A 20437-nucleotide genomic window follows, 5' to 3' on the forward strand; every position below is an offset into this window, starting at 1 on the left:
GGCGTGACGGCGACGCCGCTCACCAGAACTGGATGTCGAGCGTCGTCGCCCAGCGGCGGCGGGCGCGCAGCTCCGAGAGGCGGCCGACGAGGCTCTTGAGGGGGTGGGGGCGCACGGGCGTGGCCGCGGTGAGGCGATCGCGGGCGGTGCGCAGCGTGTCGATGACGGTGGTGGCGACGCGGGCGTCCGAGGCGTAGCTGCGGAGGGCGAAGTCGGCGGTGACGAGGGACATGAGGGGCTCCTTCTGGACGGATCGGCGGGTGCCGATGACCAGAGACTCCTCGCTGAGGTGGGCGGGCGGGATCGGACGATCGCCCAGGATCCGGCCGCCGCATCCCGCCCGTCGCCGCCTAAGGACCCTCCTTAGGCGCGCGGAATGCGTGGGGGACTAGCCTGGCACCATGGTGGACGCCGGCGCTCAGCAGAACCCGCGCCGCGACCGTTTCACCTCCAAGTCGCAGGCGGCCGCGCGGTATGTGGCGCAGCGCGGCATCCTGAAGCCCGTCGCCTGGTCGACGGTCAAGGTGACGATCGTGGGGGCCCGGCAGCTGCGGAGCCTGCCGAAGTCTTTCGTGGTGATCGCCAACCACTCCAGCCACCTCGACGCGCCGCTCATCATGGGCTCCCTCCCGCGCAAGCAGGCGCGCTACCTCGCCGCGGGGGCCGCCGCCGACTACTTCTTCGACGTGTGGTGGCGCCGCGGGCTCACCGCGCTGTTCTTCAACGCCTTCCCCGTCGACCGCTCGGGCGTCAATCCCCGCAGCATCTCGGCGCGTTCGCTGCTCGAGCGCGGCGTGCCGCTGCTCGTGTTCCCGGAGGGCACCCGCTCGAAGGACGGACGGATGGGGCACTTCAAGCCCGGGGCGGCCTCCCTCGCCATCGCCTCCGGGGTCCCCTGCGTGCCGGTCGCGCTCGTGGGTGCGGGGATCGCGCACCCGCGCGGCAGCAGCTGGCCGAAGCCCGGCCGCCTGCCCGTCGGCGTGGTGTTCGGTGCGCCCATGCTGCCCGAGGAGGGCGAGACGGCCGCCGAGTTCACCGCCCGCATCCGCGCCGAGATCGTGAAACTGCACGACGCCCATGCACCCCGTATCCTGGGCCCGTCGCCCGAGGCCGTGCCCGGCACCGACGACCCGTCGCCCGAAGGAGAGAGACCGTGACCGACGTCGAGCACATGAAGTGGTGGGGCTGGGGCGTCGAGGGCGTCGGCTTCCATCACGAGGACAAGCCCGGGTTCGCGCCGTTCGTGCTGCAGGCCGTGGGACTCGACCTCGCGACCGCGCAGAAGGCCGAGCAGCCCTCCTTCGAGGAGCTCGACCTCGCCGACCCGGTCGCCCCCGCCGAACTCGTCGCGGCGCTCGCCGCGATCGTCGGCGAGGACTTCGTGCGCACGGACGCCATGGAGCGCGTCGTGCACACCTACGGCAAGAGCCTGCGCGACCTCGTCCGCATCCGCACGGGCGACATCGCGCGTGCCGTCGACGTGGTCGTGTACCCGGCCGACGAGGACGACGTGCAGCGCATCGTCGACGCGGTCGTCGCGGCGGATGCCGTGCTCATCCCGTTCGGCGGCGGCAGCAACATCGCGGGCAGCCTCGAGCCGCAGGCCGGCGAGCAGCGCCCGGTCGTGTCGGTCGACATGGGGCGCATGAGCGCCGTCATCGACATCGACGCCGACTCGGGCCTCGCCCGCATCCAGGCCGGCGCTCTCGGCCCGCACCTGGAGGCGCAGCTCGCCGCACAGGGCTGGACGATCGGCCACTTCCCCGACAGCTTCACCCACTCCACGATCGGCGGCTGGGCGGCCACCCGCTCCTCCGGAATGCAGTCGGACAAGTACGGCGACATCGCGCAGATCGTGCGCGGGCTGCGCGTCGTGCGCCCCTCGCATCCGGACCGCGACGGCGTGCTCGTGATCCCCGCGATCCCGTCCGCCTCGACCGGGCCGAGCGTGCGCGAGATGATCGTCGGCTCGGAGGGGCGCCTCGGCGTCATCACCGAGGTGACCGCGCAGGTGCACCGGGTGGCCGAGGTGCGCGAGATCCAGGCCTACTTCTTCCCCAACTGGGCGGCCGGCCTGAAGGCCATGCAGGCGATCTCCGTGTCGGATGCGACGCCCATCATCACGCGCGTCTCCGACGCCCGCGAGACGGGCTTCTCGCTCGCGACGAGCAAGGAACGCCACGGCATGGACGCGATCCTCGCCGAGAAGGTGCTGCCCGGCATCATGCGCTCGAAGGGGTGGACCCTCGAGGACATCTGCCTCTCGTTCATCGGCTTCGAGGGCTCGGCCGAACACGTGAAGCGGCAGAAGAAGCTCGTCGGCGCGATCGTCAAGCAGCACGGCGGCATGGGGGTCGGCACCGGCCCCGGCGTGCTCTACGACCAGAAGAAGTTCGACACCCCCTACCTGCGCGACTTCCTGCTCGACCGGGGCGCCGCGGGCGACGTGTCGGAGACGGCGGCGCCGTGGTCGAAGCTCGCGGGCGTCTACGACGCGGTGATCGCCGCGGCGGAGGGCGCCTACGCCGAGATCGGCACCAAGGGCTGGATCATGTGCCACCTCTCGCACTCGTACCACTCGGGCGCGTGCCTCTACTTCACCTTCGCGTTCGTGTTCGGCGACGACCCGCTCGGCGAGTACGACGTGGTGAAGAGCGCCATCCAGCAGGCCTTCGTCGACAACGGCGCCACCATCTCGCACCACCACGGCGTGGGTGTCGAGCACTCCCCGTGGATCGAGCAGGACATCTCGCCGGAGGGTGTCGCGGTCGTGCGCGGCCTGTTCGGCGCGGTCGACCCGGGCGACCACTTCAACCCCGGCAAGGTCGTGCCCTCCGTCAGCGAACGGGTCTAGCCCGCACCACCCACCACGGCTCGAAGGGAATCCCGATGATCCCGAGTCCTTCCCCCTCCACGGTGCGCCTCGTCGCGGGCGTGGCCTGCCTGGCGCTCGCGGCGCCCGTGCTCGTCGGATGCTTCCCGACGACGCGTCAGCCGGCCCCCGTTCCCGAGGAGCTCGCCTGGACGATCGAGCAGTCGACGCCCACCGACGTCACGACGCAACTCGACGCGGCCGGCGCGGTGAGCGCCGTGATCCCGGTCTCCGGCGGCACCCTGACCGCGACCGGGGCCGACGGCACGAGCTACACGCTCACCATCCCGGCGGATGCGCTCCGGGTGGCGACGGAGGTGACGCTGACCCCGGTGGCGTCGACCACCGGGCTGCCGTTCGGCGAGACGGCGAGCTACGGGGTGGACATCGGTCCCGACGGGACGGAGCTCGACGCGTTCGCCACGATCCAGATCGTGCCGGCGACGCCCATCCCCGGCGACCAGCAGGTGCTCTACCAATACCGGGGCTCCGGAGACGACCTCGCGTTCGCCCTCCCCACCCCTGACGCCACCGGGATCTCCATCTCGACAGACCACTTCAGCGGTTACGGCACGGCGGCGACCGCCCCGAATGTCGTGCAGGAGGAGTACCGGCTGGGCGGGGATGCGGCGCGCGCGATCATGAGCGAGCTCGCCCACCGCATCCAGACCCACACCCAGCCTCGCGCCGACGGCAGCCGCCCCCCGATCGACCCGGACGATCTGCAGCCCTTCCTCGACCTCTTCCGTGACTACGTGCTCGAGCCGCGGATCGCGCACGCCACCGACAGCTGCGCCGCAGGGGTGCTCGCGGCGCGCACCTACGGCGAGTTCCAGCGGCACCTGGCACTGCTGGGGATGAGCCCGCAGCCGGACGGCCGCCTGCCGGGCCTCGTGACGACGATGGCGAAGACCTGCATCGACCAGGAGTACAGCTACTGCAGGGACGAGCACCTCACCTACCGGATCCTGCCGCTGTACGTGGCCATGATCCGTGCCGTCGCGGTGGCCGGCGACGTCGATCCGTCGGTCGATGAGGAGCTGCGGGCCAAGGTCGTCGACTGTCTGAGCTTCCGCCTCGACTTCACCTCGGAGGCCGTGGTGGAGGGCGACTCCGGCTGGGCCTCGGCTGTCGAGGCGAGCGTCGACCTCACCTTCGACCTCGACGGAATCGACGCGAAGACGGGCAGCTGGAAGCCGCAGTTCCGCGAGGCGTCCACGGAGCTCGTCAACACCTCGGTCTCGGCGGAACAGGCCGGCTGGAGCGGCTGCACCGCGACGGCGACGCCGAGCGACGGCGAGTTCTTCTTCTACGGCATGGAGCTGCTTGCGAGCGGCTACGACGCGATGGCCGTGGAGAGCGGGCCGCAGCGGGTCGGGCGGCTCGACGACGTCCGCCTCCGGTTCGGCACGACGGTCGCCGGAGGGGACTGGCAGGTCACCTGCCCGGACTACCCGTTCCAGCCGCCCGCGATCTCGGGCATCTGGTACGTGACCTTCCTCGGCGCCCACGCGGACGATCTCATCGCCGACCAGAGCCAGGGCGGTATCGAGTTCACCGGCTGGGAGCCGGGCGCCCCGGGCAACGCCACGATCGCCACCCGCGAGTGGACCGCGACGGGCGATCGAGTGCACGAGACCGGCACCCTGACCCTCGTCCACACCCCGCGCTAGGCGCGTTACCGTGGAGGGATGACCGCTTTCCACGTCTCCGCAGAGGTCGCCGACGCGCTCGCCGACGGCCGCCCCGTCGTCGCGCTCGAGTCGACCATCATCAGCCACGGCCTCCCGCGGCCCCGCAACCACGAGGCGGCGATCGAGTTCGAGGAGATCCTGCGCGAGAAGGGCGTGACCCCCGCGACGATCGCGGTGCTCGACGGCGTGCCGCAGATCGGCCTGGATGCGGAGGGCGTCCGCCGCATCGCGGAGGAGGAGCTCGCGAAGGCCTCGGTGCGCGACCTGCCGATCCTCGCCGCGCTCGGGCGTTCGGGTGCCACCACGGTCGCCGCGACCGCGTACCTCGCCGCGCTCGCGGGGGTGCGGGTGTTCGCGACCGGCGGGCTCGGCGGCGTGCACCGCGGCGCATCCTCGACCTTCGACGAGTCGGCCGACCTGCCGACGCTCGCCGAGAACCCGATCACGGTCGTGTCGGCAGGCGTCAAGAGCGTGCTCGACATCCCCGCCACGCTCGAGCGGCTCGAGACGCTCAGCGTGCCGGTGATCGGCTACCGCACGACCGCGTTCCCCGCGTTCTGGCTGCGCGAATCCGGATACGAGCTCGACTGGAAGGTCGACTCGGCCGACGAGGTGGCGGCCGTCATGGCCGCCCGCGACGGGCTCGGCTCGACGAGCGGCATCGTGCTCGCGAACCCGGTGCCGCTCGAGCAGCAGTGGGATCCGGTCGAGCACGACCGCGTGCTCGCGACCGCCTTCGCGGCCGCGGATGCCGCCGAGGTGCACGGCAAGGCCGTCACGCCGTTCCTGCTCGGCTACATCGTCGAGGCCTCGGGCGGCAGGAGCCTCGAGGTGAACCTCGATCTCGCCCGCAACAACGTGCGCGTCGCGGCGGAGGTCGCGACCGCCTGGGCGCGGATCGCACCCCGGCCGTGACCGGGTCGCGGATCGTCATCGTCGGCGACCTCATCAACGACATCGTCGCCGTCACCCGCGAACCGCTGCGCCCCGACACCGACACGACCGCCACCATCCGCCCGAGCTCGGGCGGCTCGGCCGCCAACACGGCGGTGTGGCTCGCCCGGGCCGGTGCCGCCGTCGACTTCGTCGCCGCGGTCGGCGCCCACGACGCCCACCTGCACGAGGAGGAGCTCGCCGAGGCGGGCGTCACCCCGCACCTGCAGGTCGAGGTGGCCGCCCCGACCGGCACGATCATCATCATCGTGCAGGGCTCCGAGCGCACCATGCTCACCGAGCGCGGCGCGAACTCGCTGCTCACCTCGGCCGCGGTGACGGATGCGCTGCTCGCCGACGCGGCGCTGCTGCACGTGAGCGGCTACAGCATCGTCGACGGGTTCCGGGTGGCGGGCACCCGGGCGCTGCTCGACCGCGCGGCGGCGGCGGGCGTGCCCGTGTCGGTGAACCCCGGCTCGATCGGCTTCATCGCCGACTTCGGGGTGGAGGCGTTCCTCGAGGCGATCGCGGGGGCGTCTCTGCTGTTCCTGAGCGGCGACGAGGCGCGGCTGCTGACGGGACTCGACGGCGCGGAGCGCCAGGCGCGCGCCCTCGCGCGCGACTTCCCGATCGTGGCCCTCACCCGCGGTGCCGAGGGCGTCCTCCTGGTGGTCGACGGCGGCGAGCCCGTCGCGATCCCCGCACGAAGCGTGCGGGCGATCGACCCGACCGGTGCGGGCGACGCCTTCATCGGCGGCTTCCTCGCCTCCTGGACGCAGGCCCCGGATGCCGTGGCCGCCGCCGAGGCGGGCGTCTTCACCGCCGCTCGCGCCGTGATGGCGATCGGCGGCCGCCCCCCGATCTGAACCTCTCCGTTCGGGAGGACGACGCGCCGCATCGCGCCGCTGGGCTGCGCGCGCGGCGGCGTGTCATCCTCCCGAACGGAAACGCGTCAGCCGGGGATCGCGCCGGCGCGCAGCTTGTCGGTGAGCTCGGCGAGCTGGCGCTGCTCCGCGCGGCTCAGCACCGACATCCGGGCGATGATCGAGCGGCCGTGCTGCGCCCCGATCCGCCGGAACACCTCGACCCCGCGGTCGGTGAGCGTGACGATCGTGCCGCGCGCATCCGCCGGGTCGGGGCTCTTCTCGACGAGGTGGCGCGCGACGAGCCGGTCGAGCAGCCTGCTCACGCTCGGCTGGGTGAGCAGCAGGTGCTTGTTGAGGTCGCGGATGCGCAGCGCCTGCCCCGGCTGCCGGTACAGGTTGAAGAGCACGTCGTACTCGGTGAACGAGATCTCGTCGTCGGGGAACTCGGCCAGCAGCTGGCGGAGCACCGCGACCTGGGCGCGGTACAGCGACTCCCAGGCGTCGACGGCATCCGCGCGATCGGTCACGATGACACTCTAGGCAACCGCCACGGTCAGAGCGCGATGAGCAGCACGCCCGTGACGACGACGCCGGCGGAGGCGACGCGCCACATCGCGTTGCCCTCGCGCAGCACGAGCGCCCCGAACAGGCTCACGAGCACGACGCTCACCTCGCGCATCGGCGCCACGAGCGAGACCGGCGCGATGGTCACGGCCGTCAGCACGAGGATGTACGACAGCGGCGAGAGGATGCCGAAGGCGAGCATCGTGCGCCAGCGCTCGCGCAGCAGCCGCACCGCCTCGCGCGTGCGGCTGCGCAGCGCGAGCGTGTACAGGGGGATCTCGAGGAAGGTGCAGCCGACCATGAAGGCGACCGGGGGGATCTGCCAGCTGCGGATCGCGTGCGCGTCCCACAGCGTGTAGGCGGCGATGGAGACGCCCGTGAGGGCGCCCGCGACGAGGGCGGGGTCGATCCGGCGACGGGAGCCCGGCAGGGCGGGCGGACGGTCGACGATGCCGAGCGCCACGACCCCCACGACGATCGCGAGCACCCCCGCGAGCGCGAAGGGGGCGGGCCGCTCGCCGAGCACCGCGATCGCGACGATGACGGTGAGCAGGGGGCCGGTGCCGCGCGCCGTCGCGTAGACGGTCGAGAGGTTGCCGAGGGCGTAGCCGCGCTGCAGCACGAGCATGTAGGCGACGTGCAGCACGCCCGAGACTCCGATGCCGAGCAGGAAGCCGCCGAGCTGCTCGGTGGGGATGCCGCCGGTGAGCGGGATGAGCGGGGCCCACAGCACGGTCGCCGAGACGGCGGCGCCCCAGAGGAACAGCATCCCGCCGCCGCTGGAGCGGTGCGCGAGCACGTTCCAGGCGGCGTGCGAGACGGCGGCGCCGAGCACGAGGAGGACGGCTTCGACGGACATGCGGGACCCTTCGGCCCGCCGCGGGCGCGACGGACGGGTCCTCCGGGCTTTTGTCCTGTCAGATGACGGCGTCCACGAGGGTGGTCGCCGTGGCGCCGCTCGGACCAGTCGAGGCGAGCCTCCGGAACCCTAGGCGCTGTCGCGGCCGAGCGTAGGGGCCGTCGGTGAACGGCCGGTTAACGTGATTGAGGGTCGGCCGCAGAGGCAAGCGGCCGACCCTCTCCCTTGCACCAAGAGTGTCCTGCAATCACATTCCGCTTGGTTCGCCACAGCAAACGAATCAAGCTCTATGAATGTATAACGAGAAGGTAACGCTGTCTAGTTATCAGACCGTTATTTTTCTGCGAGTTCGCCCAGCGCCCGATCGGAGGCGGTGCGACGCGCGCGAAGGCGCGGTCAGGCGACGCGAGTCGACCTCTCGGTGCCGCGCCTCAGAAGACGTCGGGCGACGGCGTCGACGCCCAGCGGATGGTGACATCCGCGTGGCGGTCGAAGCGGTACCCGGAGCCGCGCACGGTGCGCACGATGTCCTCGTAGGCGCCGAGCTTGGAGCGCAGCCGCCGCACGTGCACGTCGATCGTGCGCTCGTTCGGGGTCTCCTCGTCGCCGCCGTCCGACCACAGGGTCGAGATGATCTCGGCGCGGTCGATCGTGCGCCCCTCGCGCAGCACGAGGAACTGCAGCAGCTCGAACTCCTTGTAGGTGAGCGGCGCGATCTCGCCGTCGAGCTGTACGCGCTTGCGGGAGATGTCGATCACGACACCGCCCTTCGGCTCCGGCGGCTCGGCGGGGGCGACCGTCTGGCGGTGCTTGGCGAGCGCGGCCGGGTCCTGCAGGGCGAGGCGCACGACCTCGACGTCGCGGCCGCCCGCACCCTGCGGGGCGAGCGCCACGGCGGCGTAGGTCTCGGCATCCGGCACGAGGTCGGCCACGGTGCGCTTGAGGGCCTCCACGAGCTGCGGCAGCGAGACGCCGGCGCCGAGCGCCTTCAGCTCGTCGACGCCCACGTAGAGGGCGAAGCCGCGCGCCTCGGTGCCCTCGGGCACGGCGCGGATGCGCGGACGCTCGGGCTCCGCCACGGGTGCCGGGCGGGGCGCGATGCGCGGGGCGGGGTAGGAGCGGGTCTGGGGACGGAGGGTGTCGAGGGTGGCGAGAGACATGTCGTCGAATCCTTGCGAGGTGTCGGCGGCCGCATCGGAGGCGGCGGGCCGGGAGTTGTCGAAGCGGGAGACGCCATCCGGATCGGAACCGGACGTCGGGGAGTTCACCATGCGGGGTTCACTCGGGCGAGGGGCGGCCTAGGCGCACATTCGACAACACATGACCGAGCGCACCGGCATCATCATGCCGGCGTTCCCGAGGGCCTCGAAGGAGGTCGTGGGGCGCGCGTGAACGGTCATGCCTGCCAGTGTGTGCCAGCGTTACGCCGCGTGTCAACCGCGACGGAACGTGTCGTAACAGAAGGAAAGACTCACACCAGCCCGTAGAGGCGGTCGCCCGCGTCGCCGAGGCCGGGCACGATGTAGCCCTTCTCGTTGAGCCGCTCGTCGAGTGCGCCGACCACGACGGTCACCTCGCGGCCCTCGGTCGCCTTGCGCACGGCCTCGATGCCCTCGGGGGCCGCGATGAGGCACACGGCGGTCACGTCGACCGCGCCGCGCTGGAACAGGAACTCGATCGCCGCGCCGAGCGAGCCGCCCGTGGCGAGCATGGGGTCGAGGATGAAGCACTGGCGGTTCGAGAGGTCGTCGGGCAGCCGCTCGGCGTAGGTCGTGGGCTGCAGGGTCTCCTCGTCGCGCACCATGCCGAGGAAGCCGACCTCCGCGGTCGGGACGAGCTTGACCATGCCCTCCAGCATCCCGAGGCCGGCGCGCAGGATCGGCACGACGAGCGGCTTCGGCTCGGCGATCGCGAGGCCCGTGGTCTCGGCGACGGGCGTCTGCACGGTGACGGGGGTGGTGCGCACGTTGCGGGTCGCCTCGTAGGCGAGCAGCGTCACGAGCTCTTCGGCGAGGGCCCGGAAGACGGGCGACGGGGTGCGCTCGTCGCGCAGCACCGTCAGCTTGTGGGTGATCAGCGGATGGTCGGCCACATGCACTCGCATAGGCTTCAATCTATGCCCTCGGGAGCCGATGAGGAGGCGATGCGCCTCGCCCTCGCGGAGGCGGAGCTCGCGCTCGGCTCGGGGGATGTGCCGGTCGGGGCGGTCGTGCTCGACCGCGACGGCACGGTGCTCGCGGTGGGACGCAACGAGCGCGAGGCGCACGGCGACCCGACCGCGCACGCCGAGGTGGTGGCGATCCGGCGGGCGGCCCAGGTGCGCGGCGACTGGCACCTGGACGGCACGACGCTCGTCGTGACGCTCGAGCCGTGCGTCATGTGCGCGGGCGCGATCCTCGCCGCCCGGATCCCGCGCGTCGTGTTCGGCGCCTGGGACGAGAAGGCGGGCGCCGCCGGCAGCGTGCACGACCTGCTGCGCGACCGCGCGCTGCCGGTGCGTGCCGAGGTGGTGCCGGGCGTGCTCGAGGCCGAGTGCGCCGCCCCGTTGCGCGCGTTCTTCGAGAACGCCCGCGCCTCCGAACTCTGAGGCGTCAGCGCCAGAGGACGGCGACGAGCACGTTGATGACGGCCATGCCGCCCGCGGCGTGGAAGAACGGCTTCACCTTGCCGCCGCGCCGCTGCGCGACGAACGCGCCGATCGCGGCGATCAGCACCACGAGCGCGATGCCCAGCTTGACCGCGATCTTGACCATGTTCACGTCGTGCCCGGCGCCCTCGGCGACGCCCACGAGCGCGACCCCCGTCACCACCTGGGTGATCGCGCCGGCCAGCACGAGGTCGGTGCGGATTCCCTCGTTCGCCCGCAGCTGCACGAAGAAGGTGCCGATGATGAGGGCGAGGCCGAAGATGTGCAGGGCGAGCAGGATGCCGTGCAGGATGTCCATGATCCGGGTCCGTTCCGCGCGGGCTCAGTCCGCGCTCTTGATGACGATCGCGTCGGTCGAGGGGTGCTCGTCGCGCGCCACGTAGATGTCGGGTTCGAGGTAGATCACGCGCGCCGCGGGCACCGCCGCGCGCACGTCCTTCTCGATCGCGTCGATCGCGGTGGCGATCTCGGCGGCGCGGGTCGCCTTCGGTACCGCGATCTTGGCCGCCACCATGAGCTCGTCGGGGCCGAGGTAGAGGGTCTTCATGTGGATGACGGCCTCCACCTGCGGGTGGCCGTTGAACGCCGCCAGGATCTTGGCGACGACGTCGGGCTCGGCGCCCTCGCCGACCAGCAGGCTCTTCGTCTCGACGCCGAGGATGATCGCGACGAGCACGAGCAGCACGCCGATCGCGATCGTGCCGACGCCGTCCCACACGTTGTCGCCCGTGACGATCGTGAGCGTCACGCCGGCGAGCGCGAACACGAGGCCGGTGAGCGCCGCGACGTCCTCGAGCAGCACGACGGGGAGCTCCGGCTGCTTCGCCCGGCGCACGAACTGCACCCAGCTCTGACGCCCGCGGGCGGGGTTCGACTCCTTCACCGCGGTGCGCAGCGAGAAGCCCTCGAGCAGGATCGCGATGCCGAGCACGAGGATCGGCAGCCACGCGTTCTCGAGCGGGTGCGGGTGGGTCAGCTTGTCGATGCCCTCGTAGATGGAGAACACGCCGCCGACCGAGAACAGGATGATCGACACGACGAAGGCGTAGACGTAGCGCTCGCGGCCGTAGCCGAAGGGATGCTCCGCATCCGCCGCCTTCTTCGCCTTGCGTCCGCCGAGCAGCAGCAGCAGCTGGTTGCCCGAGTCGGCGACCGAGTGCACGCCCTCGGCGAGCATCGAGCTCGAGCCGGAGAAGAACCAGGCCACGAACTTCGTGATCGCGATGCCCAGGTTCGCCAGGAACGCCGCGATGATCGCCTTCGTACCGCCGGAGGAGCTCATGCCTCGATTCTAGGATGTGGCGTATGACGACCCTTCCGTCCCTCGCCGTGCTGGGCGCCGGTTCGATGGCCGGGGCCATCGTGCGCGGCCTGATCGCCTCCGGCGTCGACCCGGCATCCGTGGCCGTGTCGACCCGCAGCACCGCCTCGGCCGAGGCGTGGCGGGCGGAGGGCGTGCGTGCGGTCGCCCTCGAGGACGACCCGGATGCCAACGCCGCGGTCGTCGCGGGCGCCGGCCTCGTGCTGCTCGGCGTCAAGCCCGCCATGGTGCCCGACACCCTGCGCGAGGTGGCGGGCGCGCTCGCCCCGGATGCCGTGGTGGTGAGCGTCGCGGCGGGCGTGACGACCGCGACGATGGAGTCGCTCGTGCCGAACCCCGTCATCCGCTCGATGCCGAACACGCCCGCGCTCGTGCGCCGCGCCGTCACCGGGGTGGCCGCCGGCTCGCGCGCGGGGGAGGCCGAGCTCGCCCTCGCCCGCGCCCTGTTCTCGGCGGTCGGCGCGGTCGTCGAGCTGCCCGAGGAGCAGATCGACGCGCTCTCGGCGATCTCGGGCTCGGGTCCCGCGACGATCTACTTCCTCGTCGAGAAGCTCACCGAGACCGCCGAGCGGCTCGGGTTCGACCACGACGACGCGCGCCTGCTGGCCGAGCAGACGCTCATCGGCTCCGCGTACCTGCTCGAGTCGACGGGCGAGGAGCCCGCCGAGCTGCGCCGCCGCGTGACGAGCCCGAAGGGCACCACCGAGCGCATCATCGCCGTGCTCGACGAGGCGCAGCTGACCGACGTCTTCGAGCGCGCCGCCGAGGCCGCGATCGCCCGCGCGAGGGAGCTCGCCGCGGGCGCCTGACGGCACGGACCCGCCAACTCGTCCCTCCGCTTTTCGCAACTCAGGAACACCCGCGGAATCCGTGGTCTCCCGCCTCGTTACGGCGGTTTCTCCTGAGTTGCGAACGCCGCCGGGTTCGCAACTCAGGAGGAATGCGTCGCAGCGCCGTCATGGGATGCGGAACCGGCGGATGTTCCTGAGTTGCGAAACCGGAGGGACGGGTAGCGGAACGGGGACGGGTAGCGGAACGGAGACGGCAGGTTCGCCGTCTCGCGACGCGCTACGACTGCAGGGCGGCGAACTTCTCCAGGTCGGGCGTCGAACCCGAGGCGATGATGAGGTCGTGGTTCGAGATCACCGTCTCGGGCGTCGCGTAGGTGAAGTCCTTGCCCGGGCTCTTCACGCCCACCACGGTGATGCCGTACTTCTGCCGCACGTGCGAGTCGGCGAGGCTGAGGCCCCGGATGGGCTTCGGCGGGTACATCTTCACGATCGCGAAGCCGTCGTCGAACTCGATGAAGTCGATCATCCGGCCCGAGACGAGGTGCGCGACGCGCTCGCCCGCCTCCGCCTCCGGGTAGATGACGTGGTTCGCGCCGATGCGGCTGAGGATCTTGCCGTGCGACTGGCTGACCGCCTTCGCCCAGATCTGCGGGATCTTGAGGTCGACGAGGTTCGCCGTGATGAGCACGCTCGACTCGACCGAGGAGCCGACCGCGACGACCGCGATCTGGAAGTCCTCGGCGCCGATCTGCCGCAGCGCGTCGATCGAGCGCGCATCCGCCTGCACGGCGTGCGTGACGCGCTCCGACCACTTCTGCACGAGCACCATGTCCTCGTCGACGGCGAGCACGTCGCGGTCGAGCCGCTGCAGCTGGCCCGCGGTCGCGGCGCCGAAGCGGCCGAGGCCGATCACGAGCACGGGGGCGTCGTGGGCGATCTTCTCAACCAACGATGGGCCTCTCCTCGGGGCGACGGAACAGCTGCCGCCGGATCGACGCCGCGAGGGCCGCGGCGAGTGTCACTGTACCGATGCGGCCGAAGAACATGGTCGCGGCCAGGATGTACTGGGTCGGCTCGCTCGCGGACTGGGTGAACCCGGTGGAGAGCCCGCAGGTGGCGAACGCGCTGATGACGTCGAACAGCACGTAGTCAAGCGGCGCGTCGTCGTTGATGAACATGATCGTGATGGTCGCGGCGGCGACGATCGTCGCGCCCCACAGCACGACCGAGACGGCCAGGCGCAGCACGTCCGCCGGGATCCGGCGCCCGTAGGCCTCCATGTCGTCGTTGCCGCGCGCCTCCGCGAACGCCGCGAGGAAGAGGATCGCGAGGGTCGTGACCTTGATGCCGCCGGCCGTGGAGGCGGAGCCGCCGCCCACGAACATGAGCATGTCGGTCACGAGCAGGCTCGAGCCGTCGAGGTGGCCCATGTCGACCGTCGAGAAGCCGCCGGAGCGCGTCATCGACGACAGGAACAGGCTGTTCAGGATGCGGTCGCCGAGCCCCATCCCGGCCATCGTGTCGGGGTTGTTCCACTCGAGCGTGAAGTACGCGATCGTCCCGCCGAGCAGCAGCAGCGCGAAGGTGATGAGGGTGAGCTTCACGTGCAGCGACCAGCGGTGCGGATGCCGCAGGTTCTTCTTGAGCACGTAGATGACGGGGAAGCCGATGGCGCCGAAGGTGACGCCGATCATGAGCGCCCCGAGGAACCACCAGTCGTTCGCGAAGGGCAGGATGCCCTCCGGCGCGGGCGAGAAGCCCGTGTTGGTGAAGGCCATCGCCGAGAAGTAGATCGACTCCCAGAGCGCCGTCGGCCACGGGGTGCCGGCGATGAGCAGCCGCGGGAAGATGAGCGCCGCGACGGCGAGCTCGATGACGAGCACGCTCACGGCGACGGTGGCGAGCAGGTTGCCCGTCTCGCCGAGCCGCACCGCCTGCCCCTCGGAGACCGGACCGCGGCGGATGCGCAGCGGGTTGGCGTCGCTCGCGGCGAGGAGCTTCTGCCGCAGTCCCAGTTTGCGGCTGATGACGAGGCCGAGGATCGAGGCGACCGTCAGCACGCCGATGCCGCCGATCTCGACGCCCACGAACACCAGCACGTGGCCGAACGGCGACCAGTAGGTGGCCATGTCGACCGTCGACAGACCCGTCACGCAGATGACCGAGATCGCCGTGAACAGGGCGTCGACGAACGGGGCGCGCATGCCGGAGCTGGTCGCGACGGGCAGCGAGAACAGCACCGTGAACAGGGCGACGAGCGTCGCGAACACGGCGATCGCGAAGCGCGCGGGCGTGACGGTGGCGAAGTCGCCCAGCTTGTCGAGGACGCGCGCCGCGAGCGGATCGCGCTGCACCGGCTTGGTGCGCATCCGTCCCCCTCCGCTGTTCCTCGTCGGACCGGGTCATGGTACTCCCGGGGCTGCCTGGCTAGTCTGTCGGAATGGCCGACATCTTCGACGTCCTCGCGGATGGGACCCGCCGCGAGATCCTCCGACAGCTGCTCGAGAGCCGGGGCGAGCTCGCCGTCGGCGATCTCGTCACCGAGTTGGGGATCGCCCAGCCGACCGTCTCGAAGCACCTGAAGGTGCTGCGCGAGCACGGGCTGGTGGGGGTGCGCGAGGAGGGCCAGCACCGCTACTACCACCTCGACGCGAGCCCGCTCGAGGAGATCGAGGTGTGGCTCGAGCCGTTCACCGACTTCACGGTGGGCACCGACGAGAACGGCGCGACGACCGTCTACGCCGCGTGGGCGGGTGCCGAGTTCGGCGGCCGTCTGGGCCGCACCGCCGCCGAGACGGCGAACGTCGCGCGCGTCGCCTTCGAGACCGCACAGGAGAAGCTCGAGGGCGCCCGCAAGGTGGTCACCGAGAAGCTCCCGAAGCGCCGCAAGTAGTCGCGGCGTCCGCCCTCACCGCTCGGCGAGGGTCTCGTGGATGCGGCGCAGGTCCTCCAGCAGCGATCCGACCAGGATCCAGTGGCCGGATGACGGCGCCGCGATGACGAGCGGCGCGGTGAGCGCCGGCAGGCTCTCGGTCGGCGGATCCGCGGGGTCGGGGTTGGTGCGCCGCACGACGCGGCGCACGTCGTGCGCGGCGCGGCCGAGCTGCTCGGCGATCGCCCGTGTCGTCGGTTCGGCGCCGAGGCTCGGCTCGTAGCGGTCGTAGACGGCGCGCGTCATGCCGATCACCTGGGTGACGATCGGCGCGAGGCGCGCGAGTGTCCCCTCCAGCTGCTGCAGTTCCTCGCGCCGCCGGCGGGCGCGCGGGTTGAGGGTGAGCGACTCGGCACCGGAGGCGATGGCCTCCGTCGCCGACTGCACCATGGGGCGCATGAGCCGCGCCGTGATCATGAGCTCCTCGAGCTGTGCGGGCGACTGCGGCGCGGTGAGCGCGGCCGCCAGCCGGTCGAGCGAGGCAGCGACCTCGCCGCCCAGCGCGTCGACCGCGCGCTGTGCGGGGGCGATCGCCACGGGCGGCACGAACACGAGGTTCACGACGAAGCCGATGAGCGCGCCGATGAGGGTCTCGAGCACCCGATCGACCGCGTAGCCGGGCGTCGCGGCCCCGAGCGAGAGCACGAGCAGCGCACTGATCGCGACCTGGTTCGAGGTGCCGGTCGTCATCCGCAGCAGCCAGGCGACCGCGAGCGCGGCCGCCACCGCGACCAGCACGACCCAGGTCGCCTGCCCGAACAGCAGGGCGAGCACGGAGGCGATGACGACGCCCGCGACGACGCCCACCGAGCGCTCGACGCCCTTCGCGACCGACTGGTTGAGGCTCGGCTGCACGACGAGCAGGGCGGCGATCGCGGCGAACACCGGCAGCGGGCCCGGGATCAGCCACCCCGCGAGGAGCCAGGCGACGGCCGTCGCGACGGCCGACTTCGCGACCTGCAGCAGCGGTTGGCGTCTCGTCGCGCGGAAGGTCTCGATCACCCTCATGACCCCAGCGTCCCACGCCGGAGCCGCGACCCCCATCCGCGCGGTAGACACGCCCTCACGGGAACCTCTAGCCTGTGGCTGAGCACTCCTGTCACAGGAGTCACACCACCCACACAGGCGACAGAGGCACGGTACCGAGGCACCCATGGCACGCGATCTCTCCGACGTGCGCTTCCTGACGGTTCAGGAGGTCGCCGACATGATGCGCGTCTCCAACATGACCGTCTACCGTCTCGTGCACTCGGGCGAGCTGCCGGCCGTGCGCTTCGGGCGCTCCTTCCGCATCCCGGAGTCGGCGGTCGCGGGGGTCGTCGGCATCTCCGACACCGACGCCCAGGTCGGCTGAATCCGCCCCTCGGCGGCTTTGGTAGACTCTCCCGGTTAGGCTTCCCGCGGTTCGTCACGGACCAGGGTCCGTACGAACCGAACGAATGAGGTGAACATGGGTTCCGTCATCAAGAAGCGCCGCAAGCGCATGGCGAAGAAGAAGCACCGCAAGCTGCTGCGCAAGACGCGTCACCAGCGTCGCAACAAGAAGTGACCGAAGGCCCCGGGCTCAGCCCCGGGGCTTCGTCTTTCCCCGGGCCGCCTTGCCCACCTGCTTCGCCTCGCGCCGCACCGTGCGCTGCTGCGCCTTGATGGAGGCCGGGTCCAGCTGCATCGTCGGCCAGTGCCGCTCCGCCGCGTAGCGGGCGAGCCCCGCATCCGGATTCACCGCCACCCGGTTGCCGACGAGCTCGAGCAGGGGGATGTCGTTGCGGCTGTCGGAGTACGCCCACGAGGCGGCGAGGTCGGCATCCATGCTCTCGGCGAGCTCGCGCGCCGCGACGGCCTTGTGCTCGGCGTGCAGGAACTCGCCGACGAGCCGGCCCGTGTAGACCCCGTCGACCGACTCGACGCGCGTGCCGAGGGCGCCCGTGAGCCCGAGGTTGGTGGCGATCAGCTCGCCCACCTCGACGGGCGTGGCCGAGACGAGCCACACCTGGTGACCCTTCTCGAGGTGCTCGTGGGCGAGGGCCACCGACTCGGGCCACAGGCGCGGACGGATGCGGTGCTCCCAGATCGACTCGGCGAGCTCCTCGATCTGGTCGACCGTGTGTCCGGCGACGAGGCCGAGGGCGCGCTCGCGCGCCGTGCCCATGTGCTCGTGGTTCTCGCCGACCTTGATGAAGCGGCGCTGGTGCCAGGCGAAGAGGGCGATGTCGCGCGCCCGGATGATGCCTCGCGCCCACGCCTCACGGCCCACGTGGAAGATGCTCGTGCCGTGCATGAGCGTGTTGTCGACGTCGAAGAACGCGATGACGGGGCGTTCGCTCGGGGTCGGGTTCTGGGCCTCGGGCATGACCCCCATAGTCTAGGTGCGTGCCCGCGCCACGCCTCACCCTTCTCGGGAAGCCCGGATGCCACCTGTGCGACGACGCGCGGGCGATCGTGCTCGAGGTGGCGGGGGAGCGCGGGCTCGGGCTCGAGGAGAAGAACATCCTCGAGGACGAGGCGCTGCTCGCGCAGTACGCCGAGGAGATCCCCGTGCTGCTGATCGACGACCGCGTGCACACCATCTGGCGCGTGGACCCCGAGCGGCTGCGGCGCGCGCTCGACGCGAGGGAGGAATCCGCATGATCCGGCACATCGTCACCTGGCGGCTCGCGGCGGCGGATGCCGAGCAGCGTGCCGCCGACGCGGCGGGCATCAAGCAGCGTCTGGAGGGCCTCCGCGGCGTCGTGACGGCCGAGCGCATCGACGTGGGCGTCGACCTCGGCGAGACGGACGGCAACTGGCACGTGGTGCTCGACTCCGACTTCGCGACGACGGCCGACCTCGCCGCCTACCAGACGCATCCGGCGCACCTCGAGGCGGCGGCGTTCATCCGCTCGGTCGTCGAGGCCCGCAGCTGCGTCGACTACCGGCTCTGAGCCGGGTCGCGCACGCGCCACGCCGTACCCCCCTAGCGGGGGGCGACGATCCGGTCTAGTCTCTCGCCCATCCCTTCCCCCAGGTGTCCGAGGAGCCCGTCGATGCGTTTCCAGGTCGTGCGCAGCAAGAACCCCACCCAGCCGTACTTCTGGCGCATCGTCTCGGAGAGCGGGCAGACCGTCGCGGTGAGCGGCAACTACGTCGCCAAGGCCTCCGCGGTCGCGATGGTGGAGGCGGTCATGCGCTCGATCCCGCGGGCGAGCCTCGAAGACCTCACGGTGCTGCAGGAGCCGCGCTACCAGCAGAGCGCGTGACGCCTACGGGGTGAGGCGGTTCGGTCCGCGGAAGAGGTAGGTGACCTCGCGGATCGAGGGCTGGTGCAGCAGCAGCATCGTGACGCGGTTGAGGCCCATGCCGAAGCCGCCGTGCGGGGGGACCCCGTAGCGGAAGAAGTCGAGGTAGAAGCCGAGCTCCTCGGGGTCGAGGCCCTTCTCCTTCGCCTGCTCGACGAGCACGTCGACGCGGTGCTCGCGCTGGGCGCCGGTGGAGATCTCGACGCCGTTGAAGAGCAGGTCGTAGCTGTTGGTGAGGCCCGCATCGCCCTCGTGGCGCATGTGGTAGAACGGCCGGATGTTCGAGGCGTAGTCGGTCACGAACACGAACTCGTGGCCGTACTGCTCCTTCACGTACTCCGCGAGGCGACGCTCGCCCTCGGGGTCGAGGTCGCCGTCGGCGCGCGGCACCGTGTAGCCGCGGGACTCGAGGATGCGGTGCGCCTCGGCGAGCGGGATGCGCGGGAACGGCAGCGACGGCACCGTCACCTCGATGCCGAAGGTCGCCTCGATCTCGGCGCCGTGCTTCTCCTTGACGGCGGTGAGGCCCGCGACGAGCAGCTGCTCGTGCATCGCCATGACGTCCTCGTGCGAGTCGACCCAGCTGATCTCGGCATCCACCGAGATGAACTCGGTCGCGTGGCGGCTGGTGAAGCTCGGGTCGGCGCGGAAGGCGGGCGCGACCTCGAAGACCTTGCCGAAGCCGGCCGGCTGCGCCATCTGCTTGAAGAACTGCGGGCTCTGCGCGAGGTAGGCCTTCGTCTCGAAGTACTCGACCTCGAACAGCTCGGCGCGGCTCTCGGAGGCGGATGCCATGAGCTTGGGGGTGTGGATCTCGATGAAGTCGTGCTCGACCCACCAGGTGCGCAGGGCGTGCAGGAAGGTGGTCTGCACGCGGAACACGAGGTTCTGCTCGGGGCGACGCAGGTCGAGGAAGCGCCAGTCGAGGCGCTTGTCGATCGAGGAGTCGTCGGCGATCGGGATGTCGAGCGCGGCGGCGGCCACCTCGAGTTCCTCGATCTTCACCTCGAGGCCGCCGAGCTTGACGCGCTCGTCGTGCTTGAGCTCGCCGATGACGGTGAGGAAGGTGCCGGCGCTGAGTGCCGAGATGGCGGTCGCGAGGGGGTCGGTGCCGGGCTCCTCGACGTCGGTGCGCGGGTGCACGAGCTGCACGGCGCCGGACTCGTCGCGCAGCACCACGAACTGCACCTTCTTCTGATCGCGCACCGTCTCGACCCATCCGGAGACGGACACCGGCCCGTCGGGCTGGGCGGCGAGCTGCTTGACGAGGGTGCGTGCGGTCACGGGGGTCGAGTCTAGTCGCGGTCTTCAGGAGGCGGCGGTCGTGGCTCCCGGGGCCGCGGCCTCGCCCCAGCGGTGGCCCCAGGCGGCGAGCGGCTGCAGCGCCTGCAGCAGCTCGAGGCCGGCCTGGGTGAGGTGGTAGCGCACCTGCACGGGTGTCGAGGGGATGACGTGGCGCTCGACGAGCCCGGCGGCCTCGAGCTCGCGCAGGCGCTGCGCCGCCATCCGGTCGGAGAGCCCGTCGACGGCGGCGACGATCCCGCTGAAGCGGGTGGCGCCGCGCGCGAGGGCGAGCAGGATGCCGGAGCTCCAGCGGCGGCCGGCCATCTCGGCGGAGGTGATGAGACGGTGGCAGAGCTCGTCGTCGATGTGGCCGAAGGGGGCGGGAGAAGTCACTTACCT

The 20437-nt window shown here is 71.4% G+C and carries 26 protein-coding genes; 13 read left to right on the forward strand and 13 right to left on the reverse strand.

What is annotated here, in order from left to right:
- Positions 1–19: 19 nt before the first annotated feature.
- Complete coding sequence (locus D7I47_RS14875; protein ID WP_170154369.1) at positions 20–232, reverse strand: hypothetical protein; 213 nt, start codon at positions 230–232, stop codon at positions 20–22.
- A 169-nt stretch (positions 233–401) separates the two neighbouring features.
- On the opposite strand from D7I47_RS14875, the gene D7I47_RS07250 reads away from it, so the two are divergent.
- From D7I47_RS07250 to D7I47_RS07270, 5 genes are read left to right on the forward strand one after another with little or no spacing between them, the layout of a single operon-like run.
- Complete coding sequence (locus tag D7I47_RS07250) at positions 402–1157, forward strand: lysophospholipid acyltransferase family protein (protein ID WP_120762418.1); 756 nt, start codon at positions 402–404, stop codon at positions 1155–1157.
- Positions 1154–2854 carry an FAD-binding oxidoreductase gene (locus D7I47_RS07255; protein WP_120762419.1) on the forward strand — a complete coding sequence of 567 codons (1701 nt, stop codon included), beginning with the start codon at positions 1154–1156 and terminating at the stop codon, positions 2852–2854. The genes D7I47_RS07250 and D7I47_RS07255 overlap by 4 nt, the downstream gene beginning before the upstream one ends.
- 35 nt (positions 2855–2889) lie before the next feature.
- A complete protein-coding gene (locus D7I47_RS07260; RefSeq protein ID WP_157981662.1) occupies positions 2890–4545 on the forward strand; it encodes a hypothetical protein in 1656 nt (551 codons plus the stop codon).
- 18 nt (positions 4546–4563) lie between these two features.
- A complete protein-coding gene (locus tag D7I47_RS07265) occupies positions 4564–5481 on the forward strand; it encodes a pseudouridine-5'-phosphate glycosidase (RefSeq protein ID WP_120762421.1) in 918 nt (305 codons plus the stop codon).
- Positions 5478–6365: a carbohydrate kinase family protein gene (locus D7I47_RS07270; RefSeq protein ID WP_157981663.1), complete on the forward strand. Its 888-nt coding sequence runs from the start codon at positions 5478–5480 to the stop codon at positions 6363–6365. Before D7I47_RS07265 ends, D7I47_RS07270 begins: the two co-directional genes overlap by 4 nt.
- A gap of 86 nt (positions 6366–6451) precedes the next feature.
- Here the strand turns inward: D7I47_RS07270 and D7I47_RS07275 are convergent, their stop codons facing one another.
- The 4 genes from D7I47_RS07275 to upp all read right to left on the reverse strand — a co-directional run bounded on the left by D7I47_RS07275 (position 6452) and on the right by upp (position 9892).
- Entirely contained in the window at positions 6452–6892 is a 441-nt protein-coding gene (locus tag D7I47_RS07275) for a MarR family winged helix-turn-helix transcriptional regulator (RefSeq protein ID WP_120762423.1), read from the reverse strand.
- 26 nt (positions 6893–6918) lie between these two features.
- On the reverse strand, positions 6919–7788 hold the full coding sequence (locus D7I47_RS07280; RefSeq protein WP_120762424.1) for an EamA family transporter: 870 nt from the start codon (positions 7786–7788) through the stop codon (positions 6919–6921).
- A gap of 431 nt (positions 7789–8219) precedes the next feature.
- Complete coding sequence (locus tag D7I47_RS07285) at positions 8220–8948, reverse strand: winged helix-turn-helix domain-containing protein (RefSeq protein ID WP_120763860.1); 729 nt, start codon at positions 8946–8948, stop codon at positions 8220–8222.
- Positions 8949–9259: 311 nt separating this feature from the next.
- Positions 9260–9892: a uracil phosphoribosyltransferase gene (gene upp / locus D7I47_RS07290; protein ID WP_120762425.1), complete on the reverse strand. Its 633-nt coding sequence runs from the start codon at positions 9890–9892 to the stop codon at positions 9260–9262.
- 12 nt (positions 9893–9904) lie between these two features.
- Between upp and D7I47_RS07295 the strand changes: the two genes are divergently transcribed.
- Positions 9905–10375, forward strand: a complete 471-nt coding sequence (locus D7I47_RS07295; protein WP_227000507.1) for a nucleoside deaminase — start codon at positions 9905–9907, stop codon at positions 10373–10375.
- Between the two features lie 4 nt (positions 10376–10379).
- Here the strand turns inward: D7I47_RS07295 and D7I47_RS07300 are convergent, their stop codons facing one another.
- On the reverse strand, positions 10380–10733 hold the full coding sequence (locus D7I47_RS07300; protein ID WP_120762426.1) for a hypothetical protein: 354 nt from the start codon (positions 10731–10733) through the stop codon (positions 10380–10382).
- Between the two features lie 24 nt (positions 10734–10757).
- On the reverse strand, positions 10758–11717 hold the full coding sequence (locus D7I47_RS07305; protein WP_120762427.1) for a cation diffusion facilitator family transporter: 960 nt from the start codon (positions 11715–11717) through the stop codon (positions 10758–10760).
- A 14-nt stretch (positions 11718–11731) separates the two neighbouring features.
- Here D7I47_RS07305 and proC point away from each other — a divergent pair, with 14 nt between their 5' ends.
- Complete coding sequence (gene proC / locus D7I47_RS07310; protein ID WP_405083421.1) at positions 11732–12565, forward strand: pyrroline-5-carboxylate reductase; 834 nt, start codon at positions 11732–11734, stop codon at positions 12563–12565.
- Between the two features lie 259 nt (positions 12566–12824).
- Here the strand turns inward: proC and D7I47_RS07315 are convergent, their stop codons facing one another.
- Together D7I47_RS07315 and D7I47_RS07320 are read right to left on the reverse strand one after the other, a co-directional pair.
- Positions 12825–13496 carry a potassium channel family protein gene (locus D7I47_RS07315; protein WP_120762429.1) on the reverse strand — a complete coding sequence of 224 codons (672 nt, stop codon included), beginning with the start codon at positions 13494–13496 and terminating at the stop codon, positions 12825–12827.
- Positions 13489–14916 (reverse strand): TrkH family potassium uptake protein, encoded by a 1428-nt coding sequence (locus tag D7I47_RS07320; RefSeq protein ID WP_120762430.1) that lies wholly within the window; start codon positions 14914–14916, stop codon positions 13489–13491. The genes D7I47_RS07315 and D7I47_RS07320 overlap by 8 nt, the downstream gene beginning before the upstream one ends.
- A gap of 71 nt (positions 14917–14987) precedes the next feature.
- Between D7I47_RS07320 and D7I47_RS07325 the strand changes: the two genes are divergently transcribed.
- Positions 14988–15440, forward strand: a complete 453-nt coding sequence (locus tag D7I47_RS07325; RefSeq protein ID WP_120762431.1) for an ArsR/SmtB family transcription factor — start codon at positions 14988–14990, stop codon at positions 15438–15440.
- Positions 15441–15455: 15 nt separating this feature from the next.
- On the opposite strand, the gene D7I47_RS07330 is transcribed toward D7I47_RS07325, so the two are convergent.
- Positions 15456–16487, reverse strand: a complete 1032-nt coding sequence (locus D7I47_RS07330; RefSeq protein ID WP_120762432.1) for an FUSC family protein — start codon at positions 16485–16487, stop codon at positions 15456–15458.
- 145 nt (positions 16488–16632) lie between these two features.
- Here D7I47_RS07330 and D7I47_RS07335 point away from each other — a divergent pair, with 145 nt between their 5' ends.
- Both D7I47_RS07335 and D7I47_RS07340 read left to right on the forward strand, forming a co-directional pair.
- A complete protein-coding gene (locus tag D7I47_RS07335; protein WP_120762433.1) occupies positions 16633–16833 on the forward strand; it encodes a helix-turn-helix domain-containing protein in 201 nt (66 codons plus the stop codon).
- A 96-nt stretch (positions 16834–16929) separates the two neighbouring features.
- On the forward strand, positions 16930–17028 hold the full coding sequence (locus D7I47_RS07340) for a 30S ribosomal protein bS22 (RefSeq protein WP_003792170.1): 99 nt from the start codon (positions 16930–16932) through the stop codon (positions 17026–17028).
- A gap of 15 nt (positions 17029–17043) precedes the next feature.
- Here D7I47_RS07340 and D7I47_RS07345 read toward each other — a convergent pair whose 3' ends face one another.
- A complete protein-coding gene (locus D7I47_RS07345) occupies positions 17044–17829 on the reverse strand; it encodes an HAD family hydrolase (protein ID WP_120762434.1) in 786 nt (261 codons plus the stop codon).
- A gap of 20 nt (positions 17830–17849) precedes the next feature.
- On the opposite strand from D7I47_RS07345, the gene D7I47_RS07350 reads away from it, so the two are divergent.
- The 3 genes from D7I47_RS07350 (at position 17850) to D7I47_RS07360 (ending at position 18715) form a co-directional block, all read left to right on the forward strand.
- Entirely contained in the window at positions 17850–18107 is a 258-nt protein-coding gene (locus D7I47_RS07350; protein ID WP_120762435.1) for a glutaredoxin family protein, read from the forward strand.
- Positions 18104–18400, forward strand: coding sequence for a Dabb family protein (locus tag D7I47_RS07355; RefSeq protein WP_120762436.1), 297 nt, complete (start codon positions 18104–18106; stop codon positions 18398–18400). Before D7I47_RS07350 ends, D7I47_RS07355 begins: the two co-directional genes overlap by 4 nt.
- Positions 18401–18502: 102 nt before the next feature.
- Positions 18503–18715 (forward strand): YegP family protein, encoded by a 213-nt coding sequence (locus D7I47_RS07360; protein ID WP_120762437.1) that lies wholly within the window; start codon positions 18503–18505, stop codon positions 18713–18715.
- Positions 18716–18718: 3 nt separating this feature from the next.
- Here D7I47_RS07360 and aspS read toward each other — a convergent pair whose 3' ends face one another.
- Together aspS and D7I47_RS07370 are read right to left on the reverse strand one after the other, a co-directional pair.
- A complete protein-coding gene (gene aspS, locus D7I47_RS07365) occupies positions 18719–20038 on the reverse strand; it encodes an aspartate--tRNA(Asn) ligase (RefSeq protein ID WP_120762438.1) in 1320 nt (439 codons plus the stop codon).
- Between the two features lie 24 nt (positions 20039–20062).
- Positions 20063–20431 (reverse strand): winged helix-turn-helix transcriptional regulator, encoded by a 369-nt coding sequence (locus D7I47_RS07370; protein ID WP_120762439.1) that lies wholly within the window; start codon positions 20429–20431, stop codon positions 20063–20065.
- Positions 20432–20437: the final 6 nt, after the last annotated feature.

This window comes from Protaetiibacter intestinalis (genome assembly GCF_003627075.1).
GTDB lineage: Bacteria > Actinomycetota > Actinomycetes > Actinomycetales > Microbacteriaceae > Homoserinibacter > Homoserinibacter intestinalis.

Coding starts and splice junctions, on each gene's coding strand:
- D7I47_RS07305 (WP_120762427.1), bottom strand. CDS start 11,717: ATGAGCTCCTCCGGCGGTACGAAGGCGATCATCGCGGCGTTCCTGGCG.
- D7I47_RS07320 (WP_120762430.1), bottom strand. CDS start 14,916: ATGCGCACCAAGCCGGTGCAGCGCGATCCGCTCGCGGCGCGCGTCCTC.
- D7I47_RS07295 (WP_227000507.1), top strand. CDS start 9,905: ATGCCCTCGGGAGCCGATGAGGAGGCGATGCGCCTCGCCCTCGCGGAG.
- D7I47_RS07355 (WP_120762436.1), top strand. CDS start 18,104: ATGATCCGGCACATCGTCACCTGGCGGCTCGCGGCGGCGGATGCCGAG.
- upp (WP_120762425.1), bottom strand. CDS start 9,892: ATGCGAGTGCATGTGGCCGACCATCCGCTGATCACCCACAAGCTGACG.
- D7I47_RS07280 (WP_120762424.1), bottom strand. CDS start 7,788: ATGTCCGTCGAAGCCGTCCTCCTCGTGCTCGGCGCCGCCGTCTCGCAC.
- D7I47_RS07300 (WP_120762426.1), bottom strand. CDS start 10,733: ATGGACATCCTGCACGGCATCCTGCTCGCCCTGCACATCTTCGGCCTC.
- D7I47_RS07260 (WP_157981662.1), top strand. CDS start 2,890: ATGATCCCGAGTCCTTCCCCCTCCACGGTGCGCCTCGTCGCGGGCGTG.
- D7I47_RS07325 (WP_120762431.1), top strand. CDS start 14,988: ATGGCCGACATCTTCGACGTCCTCGCGGATGGGACCCGCCGCGAGATC.
- D7I47_RS14875 (WP_170154369.1), bottom strand. CDS start 232: ATGTCCCTCGTCACCGCCGACTTCGCCCTCCGCAGCTACGCCTCGGAC.
- D7I47_RS07345 (WP_120762434.1), bottom strand. CDS start 17,829: ATGCCCGAGGCCCAGAACCCGACCCCGAGCGAACGCCCCGTCATCGCG.
- D7I47_RS07250 (WP_120762418.1), top strand. CDS start 402: ATGGTGGACGCCGGCGCTCAGCAGAACCCGCGCCGCGACCGTTTCACC.
- proC (WP_405083421.1), top strand. CDS start 11,732: ATGTGGCGTATGACGACCCTTCCGTCCCTCGCCGTGCTGGGCGCCGGT.
- D7I47_RS07330 (WP_120762432.1), bottom strand. CDS start 16,487: ATGAGGGTGATCGAGACCTTCCGCGCGACGAGACGCCAACCGCTGCTG.
- D7I47_RS07360 (WP_120762437.1), top strand. CDS start 18,503: ATGCGTTTCCAGGTCGTGCGCAGCAAGAACCCCACCCAGCCGTACTTC.
- D7I47_RS07335 (WP_120762433.1), top strand. CDS start 16,633: ATGGCACGCGATCTCTCCGACGTGCGCTTCCTGACGGTTCAGGAGGTC.
- D7I47_RS07265 (WP_120762421.1), top strand. CDS start 4,564: ATGACCGCTTTCCACGTCTCCGCAGAGGTCGCCGACGCGCTCGCCGAC.
- D7I47_RS07340 (WP_003792170.1), top strand. CDS start 16,930: ATGGGTTCCGTCATCAAGAAGCGCCGCAAGCGCATGGCGAAGAAGAAG.
- D7I47_RS07285 (WP_120763860.1), bottom strand. CDS start 8,948: ATGTCTCTCGCCACCCTCGACACCCTCCGTCCCCAGACCCGCTCCTAC.